Here is a 17,974-nt window from a genome sequence, read left to right as displayed (position 1 = left end):
GAGGGAGTCGAAAGTTCCTTCGTGGGCAGGAACTCGGTGCGGCTTCTCGACGAGGGAGTCGAAAGTTCCTTCGTGGGCAGGAACTCGGCGCGGCTGCTTAACGAGGGAGTCGAAATTTCCTTCGCGGGCAGGAACTCGGCGCAGCTGCTTAACGAGGGAGTCGAAAGTACCTTCGCGGGCAGGAAATCGGCTTAGCGGCTGCCGGGCAGCCCCTAATTGAGCCGCCTTCCGTTCAATAGAATGAAGTTCGGCTTCAGCCCTTTGAAATCTATTTCCCATAAGCCCCACGGTTCTGCAGCCGATAGACGACTCCATCCTCCACGACGGCGATCGCTTCCTGCGGGTCTATGTCACGGATGGAGTAGACCTCCGCTCCGGTCCGGAACCGATTGGAGCCGAAGTTGCCGGACTCGGCTGCTTCGTGATCGGAGTAGGCTTTGATCCGGCCCAGCTTCTCCTGCAATTGATCGGCGGGGATCGAGTCCTTCAGTTCGTAGATATGATCCCTGTAGATGACGAAATGAAACGCCCAGTCAGAGCTTGAAACCGAGCAGCCGCAAAGCAGAAGCAACACCAGCATGCCGCTTGCCCATCTTTTCAATGCAATCAGCTCCTTCGGACTTTCCTCCATTGTCGAATCAATTCCCTGCCTTTTCAAGAAGAGAAAAGGATACTACGAGCTCGACTACTATTTTGTATGAAACGTCGTACAAATCCTCTATGAAATAGGTCGATTCCGACCCATTTGTACGATAAAACACACAAAATCCCCAACGGGATTTCCAAGACGATCGAATTTGTAAGAGAAATCATACAAAACGCTCTGAATGCTCTCCATGAGATCAAAGTTTGTGTGATTAATCACATAAGCAGCTTCATTCTTTTTCGTCATGCGTCGCCAAGAGCCCTGGTCCTCTTGCGCGACAGGCCCTCGACATGATTCCGGCGCTTCAACAAGTTGCTGGCCTTCACCACTCTGCGAAGCATGCGGCGGTCAGTCCGCCCTGCTTGCAGAGACTGCTCCGGAGGATCAAGGAATCCGGGGTTCAGAGCAATCGGAGGGAGGGACTGCCCGCGCAGCGGGGGTTCGCTCTCGGCATGTCATGCCGAGCTGCACGCGAAGCGCAGCCAGCCCGCAGCCAGCCCCTGCGCCTCCCGACCGCACGCTGCCCGCGCAGCGCAGCCGGCGGCCCTCCCAACAAAAAAGGCCCAGACGCCATTCCGCGCCCAAGCCCGATTCCCATCCTTTACAGCCGCCCCGCCAACTCCCAATCCTTACAGCAGCCCCACCAGCTCCAGCCCATGCCGGATGCCGTCCTCGGCCACATCCTTCGTCACATGCTTCGCCGCCTTCTGCACGCTCTCGACCGCGTTGCCCATGGCGACGCTGTTGTGCACCGTCTGCAGCATCTCGATGTCGTTCAGCCCGTCGCCGAACGCATACACATCCTCCGGGCGCACGCCGGCGAGCTTGCGGTACGTCTCGATGCCCTGCGCCTTGGAGCCGCCGAGCGGCAGCACGTCCATCGAGAACTGATGCCAGCGGATGAACCCGAGCTCCGGGAATTCCTCGCGGTACTTCATCTCGTCGCCGATCGTGCAGAACAGCAGGCACTGGTAGATCTCGCGGCCGATATGGTAGTCCTTGTCCCAAGCCATCGTCTTGTCGACGAGCTCGAGCGAGGCCATGCTCTCCTCGATGTAGTCGTGGCGCTCGATGTTCGCCTTCATCGCCTCGTCGTTCATGTAGACGATCGGATGGTCGAGCTCCAGCGCGCGCTCGGTGATCTTCTGCACAAGATCAGGACGGATCGGATTGCGCAGGATGACCTCTCCCCGACGCACCGCGAACTGGCCGTTGTAGCTGATGTACGAGTCGATGCCGAGCTCCTCGCGGATCTCCCGGAACATGAACGGGCCGCGGCCCGTGGCGATCGCCACCTCGTGTCCGGCGTCCTGCAGCTCGCGCACGGCCTGCTTGGCCGAAGCCGGGATGCGCTTGTCATGGTCGAGCAGCGTTCCGTCCACGTCGAAAAAAATCAGTTTGCCTGTCATCGATAGTCCCCCTTGAATGTCTCTTAAGCGGTGGCCGCTCCGTCCGCCGCCAGCGCCGCGCGCAGCCGCTCCGGCAGCTCCCGGCTCCGGCGCTCGGCCGCGTCCAGGCAGACGCTCGTCACCTCGGCATCGGCGCGCGCCGCGCCGCCGGCATCGAGCAGCTCCTGACGGAGCGCGTAGCTCGTGCGTCCGATCCGCAGCGCGGACGTGCGGACGACGAGCTTTTCCCCCTGCACGCACTCGCGGCGGTAGTTGATGTTCACGTTGACCGTCACCGTCTGGATGCCCAGCTCCAGAAAAGCCGCGTAATCCAGCCCGGCGCGCTCATACCAGTCCTCCCGGCCCCACTCCAGATACTCCAGATACTTCGCGTTGTTCACATGCCCGTTGACGTCGATCTCCGTCGAGCGGACGACCAGCTCCAGCTCCGATGGCATCCCGAGCCCTCCTCCCCGCAACTCCGCCGGATACGGCAAAAAATCCGCCGACGGCGGATGGATCATGAAAGCGTTGCCGCCCAGCGGGCCAATCACAGACAGGATAACACAGGTTCCGGACAGGGGCAAAGCACCTCCCCAGGCGCTCTTCGAGGCCGGGCATCGAGAGCAGGCTCTTTCCCGCATCGGGACGGGCCTGTATACTTACTTTTGCGAGCGGTTTTGGAAGTTCATGCCTTTGAAGGGGATGCTTGAATGACGATATCGAGGAGGCCGAGGGCGTTCATCGGCAGCTCCGCCGAAGCGATCCCGATCGCGCGGGCGGTCGCCGAAGCGATCGAAAGGCAGGTCGAGGTGAACGCCTGGTACGCCAATACGTTCCAAGCGAACGATTATACGATGGAGGCGCTCGAGCGCGAGCTGGATGCGAACGACTTCGGCATCTTCGTTTTTGCCGCCGAGGATGTCGCTACCATCCGCAATGAAACGCACTTCATCACCCGCGACAACACCTTGTATGAAATGGGGCTGTTCTGGGGGCGGCTCGGACGCAGGCGCGTCTTTTGCCTCGTGCCCAGCGTCGTGCCGCAGCCGAAGGAGGCCGGCCCGGCCTCGATCCATCTGCCGTCCGATCTGGACGGCCTCACCCTGCTCCGCTATGACGCCGCTCATTCGCGAGGTCCGCACAGCGGGGTATCCACGGCATGCGGACGGATCCTGACGGCGATGCGCAGCGAAGGCCCGTTCAAGCAGCGGCATGAGATTCTCGCCGAGAGCGAGACGCTCGTCCAGCGCAAGGACAGCGTGCTGCATTTTTTCTGGGAGTTCCTCAAAAACGTCGACATCGCGGATGCGGAGCAGCGCTATGCCGCCTACGCCGAGGCGATCCGCAATTCCATCCTCCCTCCGGCCGGCTACCGCACGACAGGCGCCGCGCTCTGGAAGCTCACGGACGACGGGCATATCCGCCAGGTCGGCGGCAACGTAGGCCGCGGCCGGACGTTCCCGATCCGCGCCGACCAGGGAAGATCCGCGGAGGACGAGCCGATCATCGTCGTCAGGGTCCATCTGGACGGGCGCTGGAGCTTCTTCAGCCGCAGGGCGATTGCTGACGTGCATGTCCTGTGTTATCCTTTGGGTAGTGAACATGTTCTGTCGGTCCATTTTTCGGGCAGCCGGCCTCTGGCCGCCGACCGATTGAAGGAGATTGTCGAGATGAACGACGATCTTCTGGCGACCGTCCGCAGCCTGATCGGAGGCGATTCGAGATGAAGCGTACCGGCAAGTCGAATAGTCGTGGATTCGGATCCATCAACGGCCGCAGCCGCGCCGGCCAGGCAGGAGCTCGGGCGGCAGCCGCCCGTCGGCTCAGGCCGATGATGGGCAGCCTGGCGGAGGACCCTGCAGCGGTCGTCGGCAGTCGGGTGTTTGTCGGGCCTTCCGTCGAGGGCGCCGATGTGGAGTTTATCGAGATCGTACGGGGCCCGGTTTCCGAACGGAAGCCGTCCTTCGCCCGCTAACGAAATGCAAGAGCGCATGGCCTCGGCCATGCGCTCTTTTCGTTTGGCTGACAGATCAGCCGGACACGGCAGTCGAGCCCGCAGCGGCGGCGGCCGGAGCGGCGGCAGCCGGAGCAGCGGCGACTGCGGAGGCCGCCTCCCGCTCCTCCTCGCGGACGAAGCGGGGCAGCGTCGCCAAATAGATAGCGGCGGCGACCAGCAGCAGCGCGCCGATGAACAGATGCAGCCCCTCGACCGAGAACAGGCTCGGGAACAGCCAGGCGATCAGGCCGAGCATCAGCGTCTGGCCGCCCATCATGATCGGGTCGATCCAGGCGTTGACCCGCCCCATCTTCTCCGGCGCGACGAGCTTCGGCAGCCAGCCGCCGATCGCGATGTTGAACGGAGCGAGGAACAGCGCCGCGACGAAGGTGAAAGTGAGGTAAGCCCAGGGCGAGGTCGACCAGCCGAGGCCGAACACGCAGACCGCCGCAGCGGACATGCAGGCGATGATGACTTTGTGCAGGGCGAACTTGCCGACGAGCACCGAGCCGATCGTGCTTCCGATCAGGAAGCCGACGCCCATGAACACCGAGAACATCGAGACGTAGAACGGATAGTTCTCTCCGGCGAGCTTGTATTTCATCGTCAGCATGGGCAGCATGGCGAAGCAGCCGTTGATGAGGCCGAACAGGATGAAGCCGGCGAGCAGCGAGGCGAGCAGCTTGCGGCTCAGGATGTAGCGGAGGCCTTCGCGAAAATCGCCCCATACCGACGGCAGGCGCAGCGAGGAAAGGCGGCTGCGGCCGTTCGGCAGGCGGACCGCCTCCGGCACGCGCAGTCCCCGCAGCAGCAGCGCGCCGATCAGGAAGCCGATCAGATCGACCGTCACTGCGCCGAGCACGCCGACCGAGTGGTAGACGAGCGCGCCGAGTCCCGTGCCGAACAGCATGAACACGCCCATGATCGACTGGTTGAGGCCGGCCGCCCTGACGTACTGGCTGTCATGCAGGATGCCCTGCAGCATGGCGCTTTCCGCCGGATAGTAGAACTTTGTCACCGCGCTGCGGAGAAAAAGGAGCAGGAAGATCATCGGGATCCAGACGTCGGAGGCGATGGCTCCGACGATGAGCGCCGACAGGCCGGCGCGGATCCAGAGCGAGTTCTCGGCGATCCGCTTGCGGTCGAAGCGGTCGGCGAACACGCCGACGAACAGGAAGACGAGCAGCGTCGGCGCGGAGTACATCATCTCGGCGACCGTCGCGTAGGCGGGCTGGCTGGAGAAGCGGTCGAGCAGGTAGAACGCGAACGCCATCATGCCGATCGTCGCGGCCAGCTGCGAGCAGACCGTTGCGAAGAACAAGCGGGCGAACGTGCGGTTGCGGAACAATTCGATCATGGCGGATCCCATCCTTTTTCCGGGGGAGTAGTTCATCTGCTTCCAAGTATAGGATGGGAGGCCGTGTCCGATGAAGCGGCGCGGGGATGAACCTGCGCTCGTTCCCTGGCCTGCGAAGGGACTCGGTCCCGAGACGGAGGCGGGCGGGGACGGAGACGGGACGGAGGCGGGGCAAAAAACGTGAAGGCACCTGTTCGAGCCTAGTTGCCCGATTTTTCCGCGTAACTCCGCCGTGAAGGCACCTGTTCGAGCCTAGTTGCTCGGTTTTTCCGCGCAACTCCGCCGTGAAGGCACCTGTTCGAGCCCAGTTGCTCGGTTTTTCCGCGTAACTCCGCCGTGAAGGCACCTATTCGAGCCTAGTTGCTCGGTTTTTCCGCGTAACTCCGACGTGAAGGCACTTGTTCGAGCCTTGTTACTCGGTTTTTCCGCGTAACTCCGACGTGAAGGCACTTGTTCGAGCCTTGTTACTCGGTTTTTCCGCGTAACTCCGACGTAAAAGCGGTGGAATCACCGCTCAGGCCGCCCGTCGGCGGCCGAGCAGCGCCGCCATCGCCAGCAGCGCGAGCGCCTGGGCGCCTGCGATGACGAGCGCGAGCGGCAGCGCGCTCGATACGCCGCCGAGTCCGGACAGCGGCGAGGCGAGCGCGCCGGTCAGGAACTGCAGCATGCCGAGCAGCGCCGAGGCGCTGCCGGCGGCTTGGCCGGCGTTTTCCATGGCGAGCGACGAGGCGCAGGTGCCGACGATGCCGACGCTCGAGACGACGACGAACAACGAGGCGAGCACCGCCCACAGCCCCAGGTCCAGCAGCGCCGACAGCAGCAGGCTGGCTCCGCCGGCCATCGCGAACCAGACGCCGGTCCGCAGCAGCCGCTCCGTGCTGTAGCGCAGCACGAGCCGGCCGGTCAGCTGCGAGGCGAGGATGATGCCGATGCCGTTGGCCGCAAAGATGAAGCTGTACGCGGACGAGCTGACGCCGTACACGCCCTGCAGCACGAACGTCGAGCCGGAGATGTAGGCGAACATCGCGCCGGACACGAGGCTCATCGTCAGCACGACGCCCATGAAGGAACGGTCCCGGAGGAAATGGCCGAAGTTGCCGAGCGTCTGCCCCAGCCCGCCGGTCGTACGCCGCTCCCGCGGCAGCGTCTCCGGCAGCGCCAGCGCCGCCGAGACGAGCAGCAGCACGCCGAGGACCGTCAGGAAGTAGAATGTGCCGCGCCAGTCGGTGAAGCGCAGCAGCTGGGCGCCGAAGATCGGCGCGAGGATCGGGGCCGCTCCGTTGATGAGCATGAGGCGCGAGAAGAAGCGCGTCATCTCCCGGCCGGAATACAGGTCGCGCACGACGGCGCGCGCGATGACGATGCCGGCCGCTCCCGACAGCCCCTGCACGAGCCGGCAGAGCAGCAGCATGCCGATCGTCGGGCTCAGCGCGCAAAGCAGCGAGGCGGCCGCGTAGATGCCGAGCGCCAGCAGCAGCGGACGCCTGCGGCCGAGCGCGTCGCTGAGCGGTCCCGCCAGCAGCTGGCCGGCGGCGAGGCCGACCAGGCAGGCGGTCAGGCTGAGCTGGCCGAGCGACTCGGAGGCGCCGAGATCGCGGGTGAGCTCCGGGAGCGCCGGCAAGTACATGTCGAGCGAGAAAGGGCCGATCGCCGTCAGCGATCCGAGCATGACGGCCAGCCCCCAGTTGCGCGAGGCGGGCGCCGATGCCGCGACGGACGCTTCAGCTGGATTCGGCGGGTTTGATGGATTCAAGTCAAGTTCCTTCTTTCGAATTGTCGATGCTTTGGATTACTTGTTTATCCATGGGTTGAAAACGGAAGCCTTGCAACGCTCCAAGTCATGCACATTGCGGGTTACAACCGTTAAATGATGGGCAATGGCTGTAGCTGCAATCAGGCTGTCCATGACCGGCAGCGGCGTTCCGTTTCTTTCCGCTTGTCCCTGGATGCTGCCCCACGCAAGCAGGGTATCCAGATCAAGGGGGAGAACTCGCCCGTCAAACCGACTGCTCAAGTCCTGGTCGATCCAGACTTGCAATCGTTCGGCACGGTTTTTGTCGCTTAATTTGGAAATCCCTTTTTGTAATTCTCCAAACGTGATGACGCTTAAGAATAGTGTGGATTCGTCTCGTTCATCAATCCAGCGTAGGACGCCTGAATCGGGTTCCTTCTTTACAAGTTCGGAAATTACGTTCGTATCCAGAAGATAATTCATAAATCAACTTCCCGGGCGATATCCTGGCTTCGATCCAAATCGAGATCGTACAGAGGAGAGTCCTTGAAAAAATCCGTCAGACGCGTTTTCGGTTTCGTTAAACGTTGATATTCTTCCATCGACAGAACGACTGCTGCAGGCATCCCCCGTACCGTTATCATTTGGGGGCCTTCATCGGCTGCTTTCTTCACGACGGAGCTTAATTGATTCTTAGCGTCTTGAAGCTGCCACTGCATCATGAAAATCTCCTCCAATCGCAATCGGCTAGACTGTCTAGCTATAATTAGTATAGCACATCCTTAGCGTTTCATTCGCCCAAAATGGAAGCTATGCTAGCCCCATGGAGTGAAATAAAGTAAAATTCAATCATCACCAAATTATGTAAGAATTTCATCAACATTCAACTCCGATAAAATTGAGGTGCACGATGAAAGCAAAAATGATTGTCCTGCTGTTCGCTTCAACCTTGCTCCTGGCGTTCAGCTGCCCGGCCTACGCAAGCCCGCTTTATGACATTTATGAAGACGTAACGGAAACGGACTTAAAAGGCAGCTTGATCCTTTCTCCCGAAAGCTCCTTGGCGTTCATCAACGGGCACGATGTCTCCGGCGTCCAGCCGATCGTCAGAGAGGGAAGGACATTGGTCCCCCTTCGCTTTGTGTCGGAAGGATTGGGCGCTAAGGTTGCTTTCCATCCGAAAGACCAATCCATCACGATCCAATACGCCGGCAAGTCGATTCTCCTTCAAGCTGGAAAAAAGACGATTTCAATAGATGGCCGCGTGCACGAGATGGATGCAGCAGCAATCCGGTACAACCAATCCACCTATATTCCCTTGAGGCAGATCGGCGAGGCGCTTGATAAAAAAGTCGTCTATTTGAAAAAGACAACCTTCCAGCCCTACAGCTTGATCGTCATCCGGGATGCTGATGCCGCGGCGATCGAAAACTCCAGCCTCATGCTCGTCTGTCAATTGCTTTACCAAGGAAAAGCCATGGTTTACAGCGACCGCTTTACGAGCTTCATCAAAGAAAACGGCCAATTGTTCATCAGCACTAATTTTTACTCTTTCCATCCTTTTGTCTATCATGACTATGTTCCGGTGAAAAACGAGGTTCGGCTCGGGGACATCTGGTTCAATACCGACATAGGCCATTTTTATTTGAATTATGCCTTCGGCACGACTCAGGAATTTATTTTATATCGTGTGGATGGAGAAACGATCACCCGGGTAGCGGTTGAAAAAGCCCCGATCAAGGCAGTGAAAACGTATCGGGACGATGTCTACTTTTTGACAAGCTATGAGCGCGGCTTGCTCAATGCCCATGAAACGACCAATCTGAAAGCGGCAACGTTCCACGACGGGAAATGGGCGGCGGACTTTTTGGGGGAGCCCGGCTATTATTACGGCTTTGACACGTTGGGCAAAGCCTATGAATGGCCGATCACGGATGACGGCATCTCTACCTTCGGCTATCAACGCTCCGGGAATCTAAGCTCGGAAGAAAGGAAAAAAACGTTCGGGTTTTATCAGCTCGATCTGAAGGGGCATCGCCACGAGCGTATGACGCGATAAAAGCAACGGCCCGTCGAAGCTCTCCTTGAGAAGAGTTTCAACGGACCTTTGCTTCAATGCGGATGTTCGGCATGCTCCCTGCGCTAGCGAGGCAGCTTCACAGCCATAAGCCTGCCCTTCGTCTGCACGATCAGCACATCGCCTGTCTTGAGCGTCGGCCCGTACTCGCGCGAGCCTGTCGCCACCTTGAGCAGCGGCTCCGTCGTCTGCAGGTCGAAGCCGTACAGATACCCGTCCGACTGCGCGCTGAAGATGCGGTTCCCGTAAATCTCGCTGCGCACGACCGGGTTGTCGGCCAGCCACGTCACCGGATGGCCGTTGGCCGTCTTGATTCCATACAAGCCGCCGTTGTCCTGGCTGACCAGCAAAATGCGCCCTCCCTGCGGCGGTCCGGCCAGCTGCATCCGCTCATTCCGCTTGAAGTAGGTCTCGACGGGTTTGGCGCCTGCCGCATAAGACTTGAAATCAAACTTGAACAGCTTCGCGCCGCCCCCGTCCACGTACAGGTCGTTTTTATCCAGCGCCAGGATCGGGCTGCGGATCGGATAAGGCGGCGAGCCTTCCACTTCATAGTCGTAGAGGCGGGTTCCCTTGACGGCTCCGCTCCTCAGGCTCAGCACCGGCATCTCAATCTGCCGCTCGGGCGTACGATCCATGTCCGCGAGCATCCACATCTCTTTCACCGTATAAACGAGCCCGTCCCGGACGAGCAGAGGCGCGCCTGTTCGGTTCGCCGTCCACAGCAGCTTGCCCGTCGCCGCGTCGACCGCATTGAGCTGGGTCGAGGTGATCGCTCCGGATACGACATACGTCAAAAGCAGCACTCCGTCATGCTCGGACAAGCTGTACGGCCCCATGCCCATCGGCTCCTTGACGTCCGCCCACAACCGCTTCCCGTCGGAGGCGCGCAGCGCGGTCAGGCCATCGTCGTTGAGCGCATAGATGCGGTCCTTTCCGATGAACGGAGTTCGGCCGTCCGCCTGCATGCCGGCCTGGGAGATCCATTTCCTCTTGCCGGTGGCAGCCGACAGCGCCGCGATGCGGCCGTCCTTATGGACGACGACCGCCAGATCCGCGGCCAGCTTGACGAAAGGCCTCAGGTCCTTTCCGTAAGAGAAAAGCACCTTGCCGTCAGCCGCGCTGCGGGCGACGAGCTTCGAGCCGGAGATCGCGTACACGATGCCGTTCTCTGCCGCCGCGTTGCCTTCATAGAAAAAGCCGTTCGCTCCCGGTACATCGATGGAAGCAGTCCATAGGGGCTTCGCCAATGGAGCGGTCCGCTCCGCCGGGGCATAGCCCGGAACCGACAGCGACGGCATTTCCGCTCGCACCGGCGCAGCAGACAGGACAGGGACGAGCAGCAGCGCGGCGCCGAGGATGGCGCAGCCGGCTCGACGAAAAGCTTTCGAGGCCATTTTCTTCCTGCGAAAATCAATCATTTAAAATGACTCCTCTCCACGACCGGCCGAAGAAGAAGCCTTTCGAACGGCCTGATCGGTCTAATAGGGCGACTCCCATTTCCAGTTGCACCCATATCTAGACGAGCCATCCGGCAAAAGGTTGCGCGTCGTGGAAGGAGCCTGATCGCAAATGAATTCGCTCTTGCTGTCGACCGGCTCGGTCGCCCTTGCAGCCGCCTGCCTCGTGCTGCTGTCCATTCTCGGCTGGCTGCTCGCGGCGACGCGGCGCAAGCCCGGCGGCGCGGCCGCCGCTCCAGCCCCCCTCCCGGACCCCGCCGATCACGGCTTCCTCCGCATGCTTCGGTGCGCAGGACCGATCCTGCTCGGCATGCTGCTCGTGCTGGCGCTCGGCCTCGCCTCGATCGGCTTCAGCCTGCTCGGCAGCGTGGATGGCCCGCGCTCTCAGCCGGGCGACATCGCCTTCCGGCTGTCCGTCGATCGTGGCCTCTACGAGATTCAGCCGGTCTGGCAGCGCGAGCCCGAAGGCTCCGATCTCGGCCGCGATGCGGTCCTGCTCGTGCTCCCGTACGGCACGACTCCAGCCGATGCCTCTCCCGCTCTCCAATCGGAGAGCATGGAGACTCGCCGGCTGCGCAGCGAATTCGTCGCGTGGGGTCGTTCCTTGCCCGATCCGCCTGCGGCTCCAGCCTACCTGATTCCCGTCGATCCGGCACGGCCGGAGATCGTCTCCTTCCGCCTGCCGGAATCCGTCGATCCCGGCTCGGTCCGCCTCTTCTACGCCCATGGCCGAGCGGAGCCGATGGACCTCCCCGAGCTCTGGTTCCGTGAGATCCGGCACTCCGATCTCGCCTCGCCGCCTCGCCGCTGACCGGCACTCCGATCTCGCCTCGCCGCCTCCCCGCTGACCGTCACGCCTGCTCCGCCCGCTCCCGCCGCTGCTGCCGCCCGTACCAAGCCGCCAGCGCCGCTGCGATCGCCATGAAGATCGCGCTGGACGCGACCCCGGCCTGCAGCCCGTACCGTTCGACCGCCGCGCCGCCGACGATCGGGCCGATGATCTGTCCCGAGGCGAAAAAAGCCGTCGCCAGGCTCAGGCAGGCCGCATACGCATGGGGCGGAACTTGCCGGCGAAGCAGCGCCGTCGTCATGAGCGGCGGCGTAATGAACGACACGAGCCCGACCCCTGCCGCTCCCATCACGGTGACCCACATCTCGTCGAAAATCGCCCCGCCCGCGCCGAGCGTCCCTAGCGCCAATCCGATCGCAAGCGTATGCCCGCTCGGCCACCGGTCGATCGCTTTGCCTCCGATCCATCCGTTGAACAAGCCGGCGAAGCCGATTCCCGACCAGATCAGCCCGGCATAGAGGGTCGGAACGCCTTTGCTCGTCACATAGGGAATCAGATACGTGAAGTAGATGATGTAGCCCCAGCCGAAAAAGAAATACGAAGCGACCAGCAGCAGATGCTTCTTCGGGCTGAGCAGGAGGCGATATGCCTTCTCCCTCGCATCGTGCTGCTGCGGCTCCGGCCGGGAGCCTGCAGGATGGGCTGCGGCTTTCCTCGCGGCAAGCTCGAATCCGCAGGCGGCCACGATGCCGAATGCGCCCATGAGCGCCCAGGCTTGCCTCCACCCTTGCAAGCGCGAAGGATCGATGGCGAAGGGGGCGAGAAATCCCGTCAGCAGAATGCCGGCGGAGCCGCCGAGCCAGATGAGGCCCGATGCCGTCCCTCTTTCCTCCGGCCGGACGGCATCCAGCGCGATCGACAGCACCAGCACGGTCGCGAACGCCGACAGCCAGCCGATCGCCAGCCGCCACAGCCCGAGCTGCACGAGGCGCCCGCTGAACGCCGAGCCGATCAGCGTCAGCCCGAGCAGCAGGCAGGAGGCACGGTTCATCGCCGCCCTGCGGCCGGGGAACCGCGCGATCAGCAGAGGGAGGCTCAAGGTTCCGGCCAAATACCCGATGAAGTTGACGGTGCCCAGCGTCCCCAGCTGGCCGTAGCTTCCTCCGATCGCCCTCTGGATGCCCGGCAGGAGCATGCCGTAGGACAGCCGGGAAAAGCCGAGGATGACGGCAAACAGCAGCGACGCCCAGAGCGTGAGCGGATTGAACGCGGAGCGCATCTCCAGGACGGCCCCCTGCTCCGCCGCAGCCGTCATCCGTTCAACCGGACGATCTCCGCTTCGATGCCCATCTGCTCGCAAAGCTTGCGGATGCGGCGCATGTCCAGCGCGGTCGAGATCCATCCGCAGCCCGCGGCGGATGCCTCATGAGCCGCCCATTGCAGCACATAGACCAAGGCATCGGCATGCGCTTCCTTCGTCGCGAAGTCCTCCAGCACCAGCGTGCCGCCCTTGACCGAAGCACGCGCGTACGCCCAATGCTGGCCGGCGAAGCTGCGGGCGGCGAACCGCGTCTCCCCCTCCGCTTGGACGGCGGCGGAGAGCATCTCCAGCCATTTCCCGTAAGCGCCGGCTCCCGTCGGAGCTTTCGGATTCCCCCATTCCAGCGAATCGGCGGCCAGCCTGCGCAGCTCCTCGCCCTCCTCCACACGTCTCCACTGCTCGCCCAGGAACGCGCTCGAAGGAGCCGCCTTGAAGCGGACCTGCCAGGCGCGCTCGCGGATCGGGATGCCGTCCGCATGCAGCAGCTCGGAGACGGGAACGGAGGCCAGGCCTTCGGCTTGGGCATGGCGGACGAGCGAGCGGACCGCCTGCGGCGTCTCTTTTGCGTTTTCGTTGGCATGGAACACGAGGATCGCCCCCGGGATCAGCGCCGGAATCGCCCGCTCCACGAGCTGGGCGCTCGGCGGTCCCGACCAGTCGACCGTATCCTCCCCTTCGACGAGCAGGTAATCCCACTCCCGCAGCCATTCCAGGTTCTCTTCCCGATAAGAGGCGTAAGGAAACCGCAAGATCGCCGGAGCCGGCCGGCCCGTCGCTTCCTGATAAGCGAGCTCGGCCAGCTGCAGCTCCTCGAAAAAGACGTCCCGGCTCACCTCCGCCATCCGGCGGTGATGGTACGTATGCATGGCGAGCTCATGGCCTCTGGCCAGCAGCTCCCTTGCCTTCTGCGGATGGCGGTCGAACCACTCGCCCGTCAGGAAAAACGTCCCTCGCGCGCCCCCCTGCTCGAGCGCCTCGAGCCAGGCGTCGATCGAGATCCGCATCGGACCGTCATCGAACGTAAAGGCGCATAGAGCCGCCTCCGGATTGCCGCGAGTTATTGTTGCCGCTGTCATGGTGCATCCCCCTTTGGAGGCATCGCTTCCATGCGGATGCCGTCGGCCCTATTGTAAAAGGCGAGGAATGTTTTGTAAAATTGAATAATATGAACTATTCATTCGATAAACGCAAACAAAGGAGGGAGCCATGGATCTTCGTGCCTTAAAAACCTTCGAGGCCTGCGCGCGTCTCGGACATTTCCTGAAAGCCGCCGAGGAGCTCCAGTACGCCCCCTCTACGGTCACCTTGCAGATCCAGCGCCTCGAGGCCGATCTCGGCGCTTCCTTGTTCCTGCGCGACGGCAAGCGCATGATCGTGACCGAGGCCGGCCGCTGGCTGCAGCAGGAGGCCGCGGCGCTGCTGAAGTCGATCGGGACGATGAGGCAGACCGTATCGGATATTGCGGCGGGTGAGAGCGGCTCGGTGCGCTTCGCCGCGATCGAGCCGGTCGCCAGCCAGCAGCTCGCGGCCGTCGTCGCGGATTTTTGCATGAAGCGGCCGGACGTGGACGTGTCGATGGAAGTAAGCGGCAGCCGGTCGATCGCGGAGCGGGTTCGGGACGGCGAGCTGGACTTCGGCATCTGCTCGGCCCCGCCGGCCGCGCTCCTGCTGGAGTTCGAGCCGCTGATCGAGGAGCGGCTGGGGGTCATGCTGCGCAAGAGCCATCCGCTGGCCGGCCGAGACCGCATCGAGGCCCGCGATCTGGCGGGCCATGCCGTGCTCGTCAAGGAGCCGACCTGCATCTATCGGGAGCTCTGGGACAAGGCGATCGGTCCGACGGGACGCGACCGGATCGCCTGCCGGGAGGTCGGAAGCTTCTACGTCATCCAGCGAATGGTCAAGGCCGGCTTCGGCATCGGCATCGTCCCGATGTACAGCGGGCTGGAGCAGGACGGCTCCTTGTCCATCCGGCCGCTGGCCGATCTGGAGCCCGTCGTGCAGGTCGGCCTCGCTTCCCGAACCAAGCCTTTGCTCGGCAAGGCGGCCCTGTCGTTGATGGAGGCGGTCCGAGGCATCGGAGAGCCCGTCCCGAACGCCGGGTAAGCTCCGGGCTCTCGCCCCCGGATGCAAAAAAAACCGTTTCGAGCCATGTCTCCATGGCTCGAAACGGCTTTCCTGCCGGCGAGGCTCCTCAGCCGGCCAGATCCTCGATGGACGAGACGTCCATGTACGATGGCACGACCAGGCCGAGCTTCGTTCCCTTGAGGTTCGCGCCGAGGTCCTCGTACTTGCCCTCGTACTGCTCCGCATAGTCCTTGTGCGTGATCGGCAGCCAGGCCGCGACCATCGCGTCGGCGTCGCCGCCGGCTACGCCTGCCCACATCGGGCCGGCCTCGACCTGCATCAGCTCGGTCTTGTAGCCGAGCCGGTGCTCGAGCACCCAGCCGACGACATTCGTGCTGGCGATCTCGGAATCCCAGGCGACATAGGCGAGCTTGATCGTCTCGCCGGCGCCCGGCTCGATGCCGTCGACCCAGCCGTCGATCATCGCCGCGTTGTCCTCCGCCCAGGCGGCGGCAGCATCGGCCGGCTCCGCGCCTTCCTGCACGGCCGCCATCACCTTCGCCATGTCGGCGTCGGTCCACTCGAAGCGGTCGAGGAATTCATACGCGGACGGCGCGTCTTCCTTGAGGCCGAGGCGGGCGACCGTGCGGATCTCCTCGTCCTCGCCGAACGACTTCTTCGGATCGTCCAAGTACTTGAGGTCGTACTTGGCGAACATCCAGTGCGGCGTCCAGCCGGTGACGATGATCGGGTCCTCGTTCTTGACCGCCTTGTCGAGCGCGACGGCCATCGCCGCCGAAGAGCCCTCGACGAGCGTCCAGTCCGTCAGGCCGTAGTCCGTGACGGCGCGGTCCGCCGCGGCCATCAGGCCGGCGCCGGGGTCGATGCCGATGATCTTGTGGCCTACCGCCGCGCCGATGGAGCCGCTGCCGCCGCTCCCGGACGCTTCTCCGCCTGCGTTTGCGCCCTCATTGCCGTTCGACGAGCAGCCTGCCAAGACCAGCGCCGTCGCGATCGCGGCGGTTCCAAGCGTCTTCATCCATTTTTTGTTCAACGTTTACCCTCTCCTGTCTGCTTGTCTTTTTCCTTTGACCAGATGCTGCGTCAGGCGGTCCAGGAAGATCGCCAGAATGACGATCGCCAGCCCCGCCTCGAAGCCTTTGCCGGTCTTGATCTGGCTGACCGCCCGATAGACGTCCGCTCCGATGCCCTGCGCGCCGATCAGCGACGCGATGACGACCATCGACAGCGCCAGCATGATCGTCTGGTTGATGCCCGCCATGATGGAAGGCACGGCCAGCGGCAGCTGCACCTTGACCAGCTTCTGCGCCGGCGTCGAGCCGAACGAGTCGGCCGCCTCCACGAGGTCGGCCGGCACCTGGCGGATGCCGAGGTTCGTCAGCCGGATCGTCGGCGGCACGGCGAAGATGACCGAAGCAATGACGCCGGGCACGACGCCCAGGTTGAAAAACGTCACGGCCGGGATCAGATAGACGAAGGCCGGCATCGTCTGCATGAAGTCGAGGATCGGCGTCACGATCTGCTGCGTCCGCTTGCTGCGGGCGCAGGCGATGCCGATCGGGATGCCGATGACGATGCTTACGATCGCCGACGTCAGCACGAGCGCGAGCGTATCCATCGTATGGTCCCAGTACCCGAGGTTGTCGATCAGGAACAGTCCGACGAGCGTGAACAGCGCCATCTTCCAGCGCATGAACCGCCAGGCGAGAGCGGCCAGCAGCACGATCATCGCCAGCGCGGGCAGCAGATGCAGCACGTAGGAAATGCCCTCGACCGCGCCTTCGATGCCGGCCGCGATCGGATCGAGCACGAACCCGAGGCTGCTCTCGATCCAGTCGACCGCCGCGTCGACCCATTTATCCAGCGGAAGTTTCGGAAGCATCTCCGTCCACCTCCCGTCCCGGCACATGTCCGGCCAGCGCGCCGAGCACCGCTCCGCGCACGATGACGCCGACGATGCGGCCGGTCTCGTTCACGACGGCGACCGGCACCTTGCTGCTGCCGACGAGCTCGAACAGCTCGTTCAGCAGCACGCCGGGAGCGACCGTCGGCGCATCGCGAATGACGATGTCCTCGAGCGGCAAGCCGCGGCGCGCCGCCTCCGAGGCGTCCTCCGCCGTCAGCACGCCGATCAGCCGGCGGCTGCGGTCGGTGACGAACAGATTGGAGATGCCGCTCTCCCGCATGAGCTGCAGCGCGACCCGCGCGCCGCGGTCGATGCCGATCGTCTCCGGCCGGCGCATCACATGCGCCGCCGTCAGCACCTTGGACAGATCGACATCCTCGACGAAGCGCTCGACGTATTCGCTCGCCGGATTGACCATGATCTCCTCCGGCGTGCCGATCTGCACGATCGCGCCGTCCTTCATGAGGGCGATTCGGTCGCCGATGCGCAGCGCCTCGTCGAGGTCATGCGTGATGAAGACGATCGTCTTTTTCATCGTGTCCTGCAGATCGAGCAGCTCATCCTGCATGTCCTTGCGGATCAGCGGATCGAGCGCGCTGAACGCCTCGTCCATGAGCAGGATGTCGGGATCGTTCGCCAGCGCGCGGGCCAGCCCGACGCGCTGCTGCATGCCGCCGCTCAGCTCGTCGGGATAGCTGTCCGCCCGCGTTTCCAAGCCGACCAGCTTCAGCGCCTCGCGGGCTTTCGGCTCCCGCTCGGCCTTCGGCACCTTTTGCACCTCGAGCCCGTACTCCACGTTCTCGAGCAGCGTGCGATGCGGGAACAGGGCGAACTTCTGGAACACCATGCTGATCTTTTTCTGCCGCACGGTCCTCAGCTGATCCGCCCCGAGCCGCGTAATCTCCTGCCCGTCGATCTCGATCATGCCCGATGTCGGCTCGATCAGCCGGTTGAGCAGCCGGACGAGCGTCGACTTGCCGCTGCCGGACAGCCCCATGATGACGAAGATCTCGCCCGGCTCCACCGAAAAGGACACCCGATTGACCCCTACCGTATGTTTCGTCTCGTTGAAAATGCGGTCCTTCGACCAGCCCTGACCGAGCAGGGCGGAAATCCGTTTCGGATCCTCGCCGAATACCTTGGTCAGGTCCTTGACTTCAATGATGGGCAAATGCCTGCACCTCCTTGCGCCGCGGCCCCATCGGCCGGGCAT

18 protein-coding genes are annotated in these 17,974 nt (G+C 62.9%); 5 read left to right on the top strand and 13 right to left on the bottom strand.

Going from position 1 to position 17,974, the window contains the following annotated elements; all coding sequences use genetic code 11:
• Nucleotides 1–268: 268 nt before the first annotated feature.
• The 3 genes from GE073_RS04870 to GE073_RS04860 all read right to left on the bottom strand — a co-directional run bounded on the left by GE073_RS04870 (nucleotide 269) and on the right by GE073_RS04860 (nucleotide 2,492).
• Nucleotides 269–601, bottom strand: coding sequence for a hypothetical protein (locus GE073_RS04870; RefSeq protein WP_153782891.1), 333 nt, complete (start codon nucleotides 599–601; stop codon nucleotides 269–271).
• A 674-nt stretch (nucleotides 602–1,275) separates the two neighbouring features.
• Nucleotides 1,276–2,055, bottom strand: a complete 780-nt coding sequence (locus GE073_RS04865; protein ID WP_028598067.1) for a Cof-type HAD-IIB family hydrolase — start codon at nucleotides 2,053–2,055, stop codon at nucleotides 1,276–1,278.
• A 23-nt stretch (nucleotides 2,056–2,078) separates the two neighbouring features.
• Nucleotides 2,079–2,492 (bottom strand): acyl-CoA thioesterase, encoded by a 414-nt coding sequence (locus GE073_RS04860; RefSeq protein ID WP_101808603.1) that lies wholly within the window; start codon nucleotides 2,490–2,492, stop codon nucleotides 2,079–2,081.
• Between the two features lie 255 nt (nucleotides 2,493–2,747).
• Between GE073_RS04860 and GE073_RS04855 the strand changes: the two genes are divergently transcribed.
• Both GE073_RS04855 and GE073_RS04850 read left to right on the top strand, forming a co-directional pair.
• Nucleotides 2,748–3,764, top strand: a complete 1,017-nt coding sequence (locus GE073_RS04855; protein WP_153782890.1) for a nucleotide-binding protein — start codon at nucleotides 2,748–2,750, stop codon at nucleotides 3,762–3,764.
• Nucleotides 3,761–4,012 carry a hypothetical protein gene (locus tag GE073_RS04850; RefSeq protein WP_127464482.1) on the top strand — a complete coding sequence of 84 codons (252 nt, stop codon included), beginning with the start codon at nucleotides 3,761–3,763 and terminating at the stop codon, nucleotides 4,010–4,012. The genes GE073_RS04855 and GE073_RS04850 overlap by 4 nt, the downstream gene beginning before the upstream one ends.
• 55 nt (nucleotides 4,013–4,067) lie before the next feature.
• Here the strand turns inward: GE073_RS04850 and GE073_RS04845 are convergent, their stop codons facing one another.
• The 4 genes from GE073_RS04845 to GE073_RS04830 all read right to left on the bottom strand — a co-directional run bounded on the left by GE073_RS04845 (nucleotide 4,068) and on the right by GE073_RS04830 (nucleotide 7,844).
• Nucleotides 4,068–5,390, bottom strand: coding sequence for an MFS transporter (locus tag GE073_RS04845; protein WP_180968452.1), 1,323 nt, complete (start codon nucleotides 5,388–5,390; stop codon nucleotides 4,068–4,070).
• A 514-nt stretch (nucleotides 5,391–5,904) separates the two neighbouring features.
• Nucleotides 5,905–7,143: a multidrug effflux MFS transporter gene (locus GE073_RS04840; RefSeq protein WP_228551273.1), complete on the bottom strand. Its 1,239-nt coding sequence runs from the start codon at nucleotides 7,141–7,143 to the stop codon at nucleotides 5,905–5,907.
• A 36-nt stretch (nucleotides 7,144–7,179) separates the two neighbouring features.
• Nucleotides 7,180–7,605 (bottom strand): type II toxin-antitoxin system VapC family toxin, encoded by a 426-nt coding sequence (locus tag GE073_RS04835; protein ID WP_101808601.1) that lies wholly within the window; start codon nucleotides 7,603–7,605, stop codon nucleotides 7,180–7,182.
• Nucleotides 7,602–7,844 carry a type II toxin-antitoxin system Phd/YefM family antitoxin gene (locus GE073_RS04830; RefSeq protein WP_101808600.1) on the bottom strand — a complete coding sequence of 81 codons (243 nt, stop codon included), beginning with the start codon at nucleotides 7,842–7,844 and terminating at the stop codon, nucleotides 7,602–7,604. Before GE073_RS04830 ends, GE073_RS04835 begins: the two co-directional genes overlap by 4 nt.
• A gap of 188 nt (nucleotides 7,845–8,032) precedes the next feature.
• On the opposite strand from GE073_RS04830, the gene GE073_RS04825 reads away from it, so the two are divergent.
• Complete coding sequence (locus GE073_RS04825) at nucleotides 8,033–9,181, top strand: copper amine oxidase N-terminal domain-containing protein (protein WP_153782888.1); 1,149 nt, start codon at nucleotides 8,033–8,035, stop codon at nucleotides 9,179–9,181.
• Nucleotides 9,182–9,264: 83 nt separating this feature from the next.
• Here GE073_RS04825 and GE073_RS04820 read toward each other — a convergent pair whose 3' ends face one another.
• Nucleotides 9,265–10,620, bottom strand: a complete 1,356-nt coding sequence (locus GE073_RS04820; protein ID WP_153782887.1) for an outer membrane protein assembly factor BamB family protein — start codon at nucleotides 10,618–10,620, stop codon at nucleotides 9,265–9,267.
• A gap of 151 nt (nucleotides 10,621–10,771) precedes the next feature.
• On the opposite strand from GE073_RS04820, the gene GE073_RS04815 reads away from it, so the two are divergent.
• Nucleotides 10,772–11,470 carry a hypothetical protein gene (locus tag GE073_RS04815; protein WP_153782886.1) on the top strand — a complete coding sequence of 233 codons (699 nt, stop codon included), beginning with the start codon at nucleotides 10,772–10,774 and terminating at the stop codon, nucleotides 11,468–11,470.
• Between the two features lie 40 nt (nucleotides 11,471–11,510).
• Here GE073_RS04815 and GE073_RS04810 read toward each other — a convergent pair whose 3' ends face one another.
• Both GE073_RS04810 and GE073_RS04805 read right to left on the bottom strand, forming a co-directional pair.
• Nucleotides 11,511–12,764: a YbfB/YjiJ family MFS transporter gene (locus tag GE073_RS04810; protein ID WP_228551272.1), complete on the bottom strand. Its 1,254-nt coding sequence runs from the start codon at nucleotides 12,762–12,764 to the stop codon at nucleotides 11,511–11,513.
• Complete coding sequence (locus GE073_RS04805) at nucleotides 12,761–13,846, bottom strand: polysaccharide deacetylase family protein (RefSeq protein ID WP_153782885.1); 1,086 nt, start codon at nucleotides 13,844–13,846, stop codon at nucleotides 12,761–12,763. Before GE073_RS04805 ends, GE073_RS04810 begins: the two co-directional genes overlap by 4 nt.
• Nucleotides 13,847–13,976: 130 nt before the next feature.
• On the opposite strand from GE073_RS04805, the gene GE073_RS04800 reads away from it, so the two are divergent.
• On the top strand, nucleotides 13,977–14,873 hold the full coding sequence (locus GE073_RS04800; protein ID WP_101808595.1) for a LysR family transcriptional regulator: 897 nt from the start codon (nucleotides 13,977–13,979) through the stop codon (nucleotides 14,871–14,873).
• A gap of 88 nt (nucleotides 14,874–14,961) precedes the next feature.
• On the opposite strand, the gene GE073_RS04795 is transcribed toward GE073_RS04800, so the two are convergent.
• The 3 genes from GE073_RS04795 to GE073_RS04785 are packed head-to-tail and all read right to left on the bottom strand — an operon-like array spanning nucleotide 14,962 to nucleotide 17,932.
• Complete coding sequence (locus GE073_RS04795) at nucleotides 14,962–15,873, bottom strand: glycine betaine ABC transporter substrate-binding protein (RefSeq protein ID WP_153784659.1); 912 nt, start codon at nucleotides 15,871–15,873, stop codon at nucleotides 14,962–14,964.
• A gap of 18 nt (nucleotides 15,874–15,891) precedes the next feature.
• Complete coding sequence (locus tag GE073_RS04790) at nucleotides 15,892–16,737, bottom strand: ABC transporter permease (protein ID WP_028598076.1); 846 nt, start codon at nucleotides 16,735–16,737, stop codon at nucleotides 15,892–15,894.
• Nucleotides 16,712–17,932 (bottom strand): quaternary amine ABC transporter ATP-binding protein, encoded by a 1,221-nt coding sequence (locus GE073_RS04785; RefSeq protein WP_101808594.1) that lies wholly within the window; start codon nucleotides 17,930–17,932, stop codon nucleotides 16,712–16,714. The genes GE073_RS04790 and GE073_RS04785 overlap by 26 nt, the downstream gene beginning before the upstream one ends.
• Nucleotides 17,933–17,974 lie beyond the last annotated feature (42 nt).

Source organism: Paenibacillus sp. B01 (assembly GCF_009649995.1).
Lineage (GTDB): Bacteria > Bacillota > Bacilli > Paenibacillales > Paenibacillaceae > Paenibacillus_O > Paenibacillus_O pasadenensis.
The sequence above is the reverse complement of the archived record's forward strand: the minus strand, read 5'-3'. Positions and strand labels throughout refer to the sequence as shown.